Source organism: Pseudomonas paraversuta (assembly GCF_904063065.1).
Classification (GTDB): domain Bacteria; phylum Pseudomonadota; class Gammaproteobacteria; order Pseudomonadales; family Pseudomonadaceae; genus Aquipseudomonas; species Aquipseudomonas paraversuta.
On record NZ_CAJFCL010000006.1, the window covers coordinates 362,010 to 369,619 of the forward strand.

7 protein-coding genes and 1 pseudogene are annotated in these 7,610 nt (G+C 53.3%); 5 read left to right on the forward strand and 3 right to left on the reverse strand.

Features of this window, described 5'->3' with window-relative positions:
• Positions 1–6: 6 nt before the first annotated feature.
• A complete protein-coding gene (lldD, locus tag JQ845_RS14945) occupies positions 7–1,146 on the reverse strand; it encodes an FMN-dependent L-lactate dehydrogenase LldD (protein ID WP_003443295.1) in 1,140 nt (379 codons plus the stop codon).
• 132 nt (positions 1,147–1,278) lie between these two features.
• Here lldD and JQ845_RS14950 point away from each other — a divergent pair, with 132 nt between their 5' ends.
• Positions 1,279–2,154, forward strand: coding sequence for a LysR family transcriptional regulator (locus JQ845_RS14950; protein ID WP_003443297.1), 876 nt, complete (start codon positions 1,279–1,281; stop codon positions 2,152–2,154).
• A 349-nt stretch (positions 2,155–2,503) separates the two neighbouring features.
• Here the strand turns inward: JQ845_RS14950 and JQ845_RS14955 are convergent.
• Together JQ845_RS14955 and JQ845_RS14960 are read right to left on the reverse strand one after the other, a co-directional pair.
• Positions 2,504–3,100, reverse strand: a pseudogene (locus JQ845_RS14955) (restriction endonuclease); the annotation flags it as partial.
• A 101-nt stretch (positions 3,101–3,201) separates the two neighbouring features.
• Positions 3,202–3,576 (reverse strand): plasmid mobilization protein, encoded by a 375-nt coding sequence (locus JQ845_RS14960; RefSeq protein ID WP_003443304.1) that lies wholly within the window; start codon positions 3,574–3,576, stop codon positions 3,202–3,204.
• A gap of 373 nt (positions 3,577–3,949) precedes the next feature.
• On the opposite strand from JQ845_RS14960, the gene JQ845_RS23310 reads away from it, so the two are divergent.
• The 4 genes from JQ845_RS23310 (at position 3,950) to JQ845_RS14980 (ending at position 7,100) form a co-directional block, all read left to right on the forward strand.
• Entirely contained in the window at positions 3,950–4,183 is a 234-nt protein-coding gene (locus JQ845_RS23310; protein WP_003443306.1) for a TraK family protein, read from the forward strand.
• A complete protein-coding gene (gene trbJ / locus JQ845_RS14970) occupies positions 4,180–4,920 on the forward strand; it encodes a P-type conjugative transfer protein TrbJ (protein WP_003443308.1) in 741 nt (246 codons plus the stop codon). The genes JQ845_RS23310 and trbJ overlap by 4 nt, the downstream gene beginning before the upstream one ends.
• 195 nt (positions 4,921–5,115) lie before the next feature.
• Complete coding sequence (gene trbL, locus JQ845_RS14975) at positions 5,116–6,789, forward strand: P-type conjugative transfer protein TrbL (protein WP_203009191.1); 1,674 nt, start codon at positions 5,116–5,118, stop codon at positions 6,787–6,789.
• Entirely contained in the window at positions 6,786–7,100 is a 315-nt protein-coding gene (locus tag JQ845_RS14980; protein WP_047282256.1) for a hypothetical protein, read from the forward strand. The genes trbL and JQ845_RS14980 overlap by 4 nt, the downstream gene beginning before the upstream one ends.
• Positions 7,101–7,610 lie beyond the last annotated feature (510 nt).

Sequence of the window (7,610 nt, forward strand, 5' to 3'; positions counted from 1 at the left end):
CCTTCATTACTCAACTGGAACCAATGCGGTTCGATCGATCTTGTCAATCGAGGTAACACCAGTGAGCGTCATTGCCACGCGCATTTCTTGCGAGAAGATATCCAGCATATTCTCTACCCCGTGCTGTCCGTCGGCGGCCAGAGCGTAAACCGTCGAGCGCCCCAGCAGGCATGCCTTGGCGCCTAAGGCGAGCATGCGCACAACATCCAGCCCGGAACGAATGCCAGAGTCCACCAGCACCGTCAGGTCATCACCCACTACTTCGGCGATGGGAGGCAAAGCCCTAGCGGTGGACAGCACACCGTCCAATTGGCGACCGCCGTGGTTGGAGACCACGATGCCATCAGCGCCGAAACTTACTGCGTCCTTGGCGTCCTGTGGATCAAGGATGCCCTTGATAATCATCGGGCCCTTCCAAAACTCGCGGATCCATTCCAGGTCCTTCCAGCTGATAGAGGGGTCGAAGTTATTGCCTAACCAGCCAACATAATCTTCCAGGGTGGTGGCTTTGCCCAGGTACTTGGAGATGTTGCCCAAATCATGCGGACGACCGAGGATACCGACATTAAACGCCCAATCCGGCCTAGTGGTGGCTTGCAGGATGCGCCGTGAAGCTGCGAGTGGCCCAGACATGCCCGAGTGGGCATCACGGTAACGAGCGCCTGGCGTCGGCATGTCTACGGTGAACACCAGCGTGGTAACGCCGGCTGCTTGAGCACGCTCTAGGGCATTACGCATAAATCCGCGATCCTTGAGCACATAGAGTTGAAACCAGATCGATTGCGAACTCTGGGAACTAACCTCTTCAATCGAGCAGACCGATACTGTGGACAGGCAAAAGGGAATGCCTTTCGTGGCCGCAGCCTTGGCCGCTTGTACTTCACCACGACGGGCATACATACCGGTCAGTCCGACGGGGCTGAGGATGATCGGCAGACTCTGTTCCTTTCCAAAGAGCGTCGTTTTGAGACTCAAACTGTCAACATTTCTCAAGATGCGTTGACGCAAGCTGATGCTGGCGAGGTCAGCGCTATTGGCACGCATTGTGTGTTCGGCATAGGCGCCGCCGTCGATGTAGTCGAACAGAAATCGCGGCAATTTGCGTCTCGCGGCTTCGCGATAGTCGGATGCCGATGAAATAATCATTATCTACAACTCCTAGGTCTCTAGAAAATTTCAGCGACGTAGGACGTTGCTGAGTGAATTTCACGATAAGGGATTGTTGAGTATGATAAAAACAACTTTTTCTACTCGAATTGAGTCGCTATTGGAATACACATGAATCTCAGAACGCTGCGGGTGTTTGTAGAAGTGGTGCGCCAGGGAGGTTTCTCCCAAGCTGCGGAGGTTGTGTCTTTGACTCAGTCCTCAGTCAGCAAGGCAGTCAGGACGCTCGAGGATGAGCTAGGTACGCCACTGCTGAACCGTATCGGCCATAAAAGCGAGTTGACGGCCGCAGGTGAGATTGCCTATCGGCGCGCACTGGTATTACTCGCAGATCGGAACGATCTGATCGCAGAGATCAATGAACTGCGCGACCTGAAGGGCGGTACGCTGCGGATCGGCTTGCCGCCTGTAGGCTCCGGGGTATTGTTCGCTGAGATGTTTGCTACTTATCGCAGCCGCTATCCGATGGTGAATATAGAACTGATAGAGCACGGTAGTAAGAAACTGTGTGAGTGCCTGGAGGCCGGAGAGGTGGACTTGGCAGCACTACTGATTCCGATCGATGAAACTTTCGCTTATCAGGAAGTGCGCAACGAGCCTTTAGTGGTTGTGCTGCCTAGCGCCCATTCGCTTTCGCGACGCAAGCGAATGAACTTCAGTGATCTGGCGGATTCGCCATTCATCCTCTTTGATGAGGGGTTTGCGCTTAACGCATTAATTATGGCCGCTTGTGATCGAAGAGGGATTGTGCCCCGGGTGACGGCCCGCAGCGGGCAGATTGATTTCATCGCCGACCTGGTAGCTGCAGGTTTAGGGGTGGCATTTTTACCGCGAATGCTTGCGCAAAAACATAAACATGCGGGCATCGCTCTAGTACCTCTTGAAGAGCCACACACGGATTGGAATATTGCACTCGCTTGGCGTGCCGGTGCGCATTTGCCTCCGGCTGCAATGGCTTGGTTAGATCTGGCCAAAGAGCTGAGATAGTGCAATGGCTTTTGCTCGGATATCCAAGCGCTGGTAGTCAATAAAAACACCGGCCTACCTGGTGAAGGGGTCGGGTGGTTTTTAGTTAAGGAAGAAGAGTTCGCTACTCTGCCCCGCCATCAGAAGCAGGTAATTGTCAAAGCCGAACTCAATCACGTTTTTACGTTTCCACAATGGGACAAGGTCCTAAAAACTTTAGACCTTGAACTGACCGAAACCGATTTCTCGCACGCTCTTGAGTTGGCTTGTCAAATCGCCGGAGGAGGTGAAAGCGAGCACCATAAGAAATTAAAGGATTTCGTAGCACACAACCCCCTCTCAATCTCTTCGGTCCCCGATATCACTAGAGGCCTGTTCCAGTGCGTAAAATACCGGACTGTGATGGAGGCAGTACTACTTGCGCATTCGCAGATACAGCATTTAATGCTGTCTGCTGGTGCTCACGCAGTTGCTTCTTGGATTTGAGTGCGACCGCTTTGCTGGACTGGTACTTGGCCCAGTCAATCTGGCTGTCTTCCAAGGCTTGCAGATCGATCTTGCTGACCGGAGGCTGTTGGCCCTGCAAGGCATCCTCGGCGTGCTCGCTCCAGTTGTTGGTGGTGGTAACGATGATGCGGTGCGAGAACGGCGCTTTGCCCGAGGCGGTGAAGAAACTGTCGATGTCCTTCTTCTGGACTTTGTAGTCCTCGGCGAACAGCTTGCACTGGATGGCGTGATACTCGCCGGTGCCCTGGGTACGAGCCACAAGATCAATGCCTGCATCCTTACCACTCAAGCCCTGCTCCTTGGCCCAGTCGGCATACGTCCATACTTGATCGTACAGATCGCGGTAGGTCGCTTCATTGCGCAAGTAAACGCAGATCAGTTCCTCAAAGTAGGTGCCCTTCTCGCGCTCGGTGACAGAGGCAGAACGATAAGAATCCAAAAGCGCAGCAAGAGCCGACATGTGCATTTCCTTTCAAAGCGGCTAACGGGAAAAATGCGCAATTCTAGCAACTGTCAGCACTGAATTGGATTGCACAATCCAAAGAGTTTCGGCGTCAAGCCCTACGCTTTTCTAACAAAAACGACAGCGCTCATCTTTTCCCGAACACCCGCCTGCAGCTCTCGAAACTCGACCATCATCCGCTCGATCTCGACCGAGCTTGCTCCCTGCCCGTTTTTCTCCAAAAGCCACAGCTTCAACAAACCGGCAACCCGCCCCAAGTCGCCGTTAATTCTGCAAAGATCAGCCACCGCTTTCAGATCGACGACCGAGCGAATGGGTGTATTCAGACCCAATGCTCGGAGGTAACCGGAGCGGGACATACCAGCCTCTTCGGCACGCTCAGTGATGGTCGCCTTTTCCTCATCTGTAACCCACACCTCTATCGGCTTTCCGCGCCGTCGAGGCTGGGCTTTTCCTTTGGTGTCCTCTGTCATTGCTTCTGCTCCTGTTGTTGCTTTTCGCTCTTAGACGAGGCAGCGGCGGCGGGCCTCGCAGAGCAAGATACCGTTGAGCCGCAGGCGAATAAGGGGCGGTGTTGGATGGGTTCGGGCTTGCCCGTACCCGTACAACACACATCTTGCCATACTGTTGTAAGCGATTTAATGCGATTTAAAACTAAAAACTCATCAATCGCTTTGAATTTCGCTAAATCGCATACAGTCGCATTGAATTGCCTAGAGTTGCCTTAAACTTCCTTGAGCTGCATACAATCACGCTAAATTTCATTAATTTTAGCTGCGCAGTTATTGTATGTTTCCCTAGGCTTTTATCCGTGCTAAAACCAATAGGAACAAACGGAGAAAGTCGATGCAAAGTAATAGTCTAAAGCCTATCAAAAGAAGAGCTGGCCGTGCTGAGTTCTTCTCGATCAGGAAGGAGTTAGAAACGAAAATACTGCTCGGCCACCCCCTTACTCGGCTCTACACCGAATACGCTGATCGATTTAGCTTTGGATATGTGCAGTTCACACGTTACGTCGCTCGCTATTGCAAGCAATCGCGTTCATTTATCATGACAGGCTCGCATTGGAGACAAAAATGATAAATGGATGGAGATTATTAATAACAGTTTTTACTTTGCTTTTTACATGGCAGAACGCCTTTGCTATCTACTGCACAAACTGCTCTACATTCTATCAACAGATGTTCGAGTACGCAGAAGCAGTCAATACGGCGTTGAACACTGCAGAGCAGCTTTCGACACAAGTTCAGCAATACAACAATATGGTCACGCAGGGGACTCCGTTGCCAAACAGCATGTTTGGCCGGATCACCCAAGACATGCAGCGTGTAACAAGCATCTACAACAGGGCGCAGTCATTAGGCCGCAATGTGGCGAATCTCGATTCGCAATTCAATACGCAGTTTCCCGGGTATGAGGCGTATTTGCAGAAATTTCTCCAGTCGAGCAGTAAGGCGACTGACGTAATGCCGGATCGCTACGAAAAATGGTCGGCGCAAGGCTTTGATAACGCAAAAAGAGCTATGCAGGCAGCAGGCATGAATACCAGCACATTTGAGACGGAAGATGCACACTTGGAACAACTGGTGAACCGTTCGCAGTCATCATCGGGTCGGATGCAGGCCATCCAAGCTGGGAACGAGATTGCCGCTTCAAACGTGCAGCAGCTTCAGAAACTGCGCGACTTGGTGGCGACTCAAATTACCCTGCAGGGCAATTACATAGCCCAAGAAACCGCGCGTCAGTCGGTCGGCGACGCCGCCTCCGAGCAATTCAACAAGCGCCCAAATACTCGCGGCGGCGCGAAGGGGTACTGACTATGAAGTTCTCTAAATGGCTTCTTATTGTGCTGTGTGTAGCATCTGGACTTGGAGGGGCAGCTCTGGTCGGCATCATATGTTCCATCTCTAATGACCGCATAGTGGTTACCGAAAAGATCAACCAGTCTCATGCCGCCGACAAACAATTCAATGAGCGCCCGAACAGTCGCGGTGGCGCCAAGGGGTACTGACATGCGCGTACCTATGATTGCTGGCTGCAGCGGACTATTTCTAATGCTGCTTGCAGGGAGTGCAGCTGCAGGAGTCGATCTAGCCCAAAGCGACACCTCAATGCAGGGCTTGCTGGACATGATTCTTGAGGCTTCTAACGAATGGGCCCCTCGCCTTCATGGCTATGCGGTGAACCTATTTTGGAGTCTGGCACTCATCCAGTTTGTGTGGACATTCTTCCCGATGGTATTCAAACAAGTCGACTTCGGCGAGCTAGTTGGCGAGCTAATCCGCTTCATCATGGTCATCGGTTTTTTCCTGATACTGCTCGATCACTCAACGGAGTGGGCAAGCGCGGTTGTGAACAGTTTCCGACAAGCTGGGGCACATGCAGCAGGCTTGCCAAGCCCTGAGCTAATGCCAGGAGATATGTTTGCGACGGCGGTCGAGTTTTCTCGTGCCATCCTGACCGGAATGAGCGTTTTCAACCCTTCGCAGAGTATCGTCGTTGCCTTGGCTGCCATCCTCGTTCTGATGGCTTTTGCTTTCATCGCGGCATTCATTTTTGTGACATTGGTCGAGGCTTATGTCGTTATCAACGCCTCTGTTCTATTCATGGCTTTCGGCGCATCGCAGTGGACACGGGAATACACGATGGCTGTTATTCGCTACGCAGTTTCCGTGGGTGCCAAGCTATTTATGGTGACGTTGATAGTCGGCTTGATTCTGACTGTCGCGAAGAAGTGGCAGGTTGCTTATACCAATGACGAAGCCTCTCTGATGACTTTGGTGGGGTTATCGCTGGTATGCGCCTACCTGACCAAGACCATTCCCGAACTGATCGCGGGCATGATTAGCGGCGTTTCTTCGGGTGGCGGCGGTGCGATTGGCGGCATGGCCGCGGCTGGTGTAGCTGGTGCAGCAGCCGCGGCGGCTACCATTGCCACGGCAGGCGCATTAGCTCCGGCAGCGGCCAGGGCAATCGGTGCGAGTGGTAGTGGTAGTGGCGCAAGTGTAGCGGCCGCGCCCGGGGGTATTGGCACCGGAGGTCTGGCCAGCGCAATCAACTCCAGCTTTGCCGGTGGTGGTGGCACAGCCAGCACTGGCGCTATTAGCTCGGGCCTCGGGTCCAGCACTGGCGGTAGTTCTGCCGCTAAATCAGCCGGAGCTAAAATCGGCGGTAGCGCCTCTAGTGGCCCTAGCGGCGGCAGCCCACTGACGCAGCCAAGCCAAGGCGTGCAGCAGGCAGCCAAAAAGGCGGCGAAAGCTGCGCTAGGCAACGGCGACGATTCCAAGGGCAAAGCCGCCGCGCAGCCGCAGACGAATCCACAAGAGGATCAGGGCGGCAGTAGTTTGCAATCGACCTTGCAAGCCTCTCAGCAGTACGCAGGAGGTGCGCAAGACAATGGTGGAGGGTTGTCTGCCCATAACGTGGCATCAGCCGCAACCCGAGCAGTTGGACTCATGGCCGCTATGTATGTGCCCGGTATGGAGGGGACCGCAGGAATTTCGCTGGGCGCCGGTACTCCACAAGCTGTTCCTAACTCAGGTGGTGACAACGTGGACAACGGAGAAGGAAGGGAGCCTGCAAACGTAATACATGGAGCTGACTTGGCCACAGCTGCAGAAACTGAAAGCCGCACCAAAGAAGCGGCTCCGTCGCCTAAGACTCAATCACCGGGTGAACAATCATGATTGCAGACATTCTGTTTGGCTTTTTCATGCTGGGTAGCTTCTTCGTTCTTGGTGTAGGTTTCTGGGCGCTTGGACGACTTCTGCGAGCCAAAGGGCATGGCCCTTTACTAGATACGCTTGACGGACGTTACATCCGCCTACACGCGGAGGTGCAACTGGGGATGGTACCTGTGGGGATAAAGACATTTTCCGACTTGGGCGATCTTCATCTGTTGCCATTCTTTGGTTCCAGACGTCAACGCAAGCACCTCGACGAAATCCGGCTGGACCTGCTTGCTGAACAGCAGAGGCTCAACGAATCCAAGCATTGATGACATGCCCCGCTTTGCGGGGCTTTTTATTCCCGTCTATTACACACCACCAAGACTCTCTAGACCATCTTGTGCGAAGCCCGAGCCAGAAAGTGCGCCCTTGCATTGCCAATGAAATCACTGAATAGATCGAGAGCTCGTCCAGTGTGTTACGTAATAGTCGGTGCTGGCTGCTTGGCTGCCAAATTACCTGAAATCGCTCACATGCTCTCTTTTTGGTGTCCGTCGTTGCTCTCTACGATCTGTCTGGTGGCAGACCTGCCGGAATCTGGTTCGATGATATGGATGTGCGCTACGACGGCCGCAGTCGATCTCAAGCAACAGTTTGTGAGCGTAGGGAACGCTTTTTCATATCAGAGAGGGCAGGTGCTTAGAGGACGGACTGTAGTGGTCTAATGAAACCGGACACCCTTTTAGGCGAGAATACTCGCCAGATCGAGGTGTCAGATGACCAAACAACGCCGTACCTTTTCCGCTGAATTCAAACGCGAGGCTGCCGACCTCGTGCTC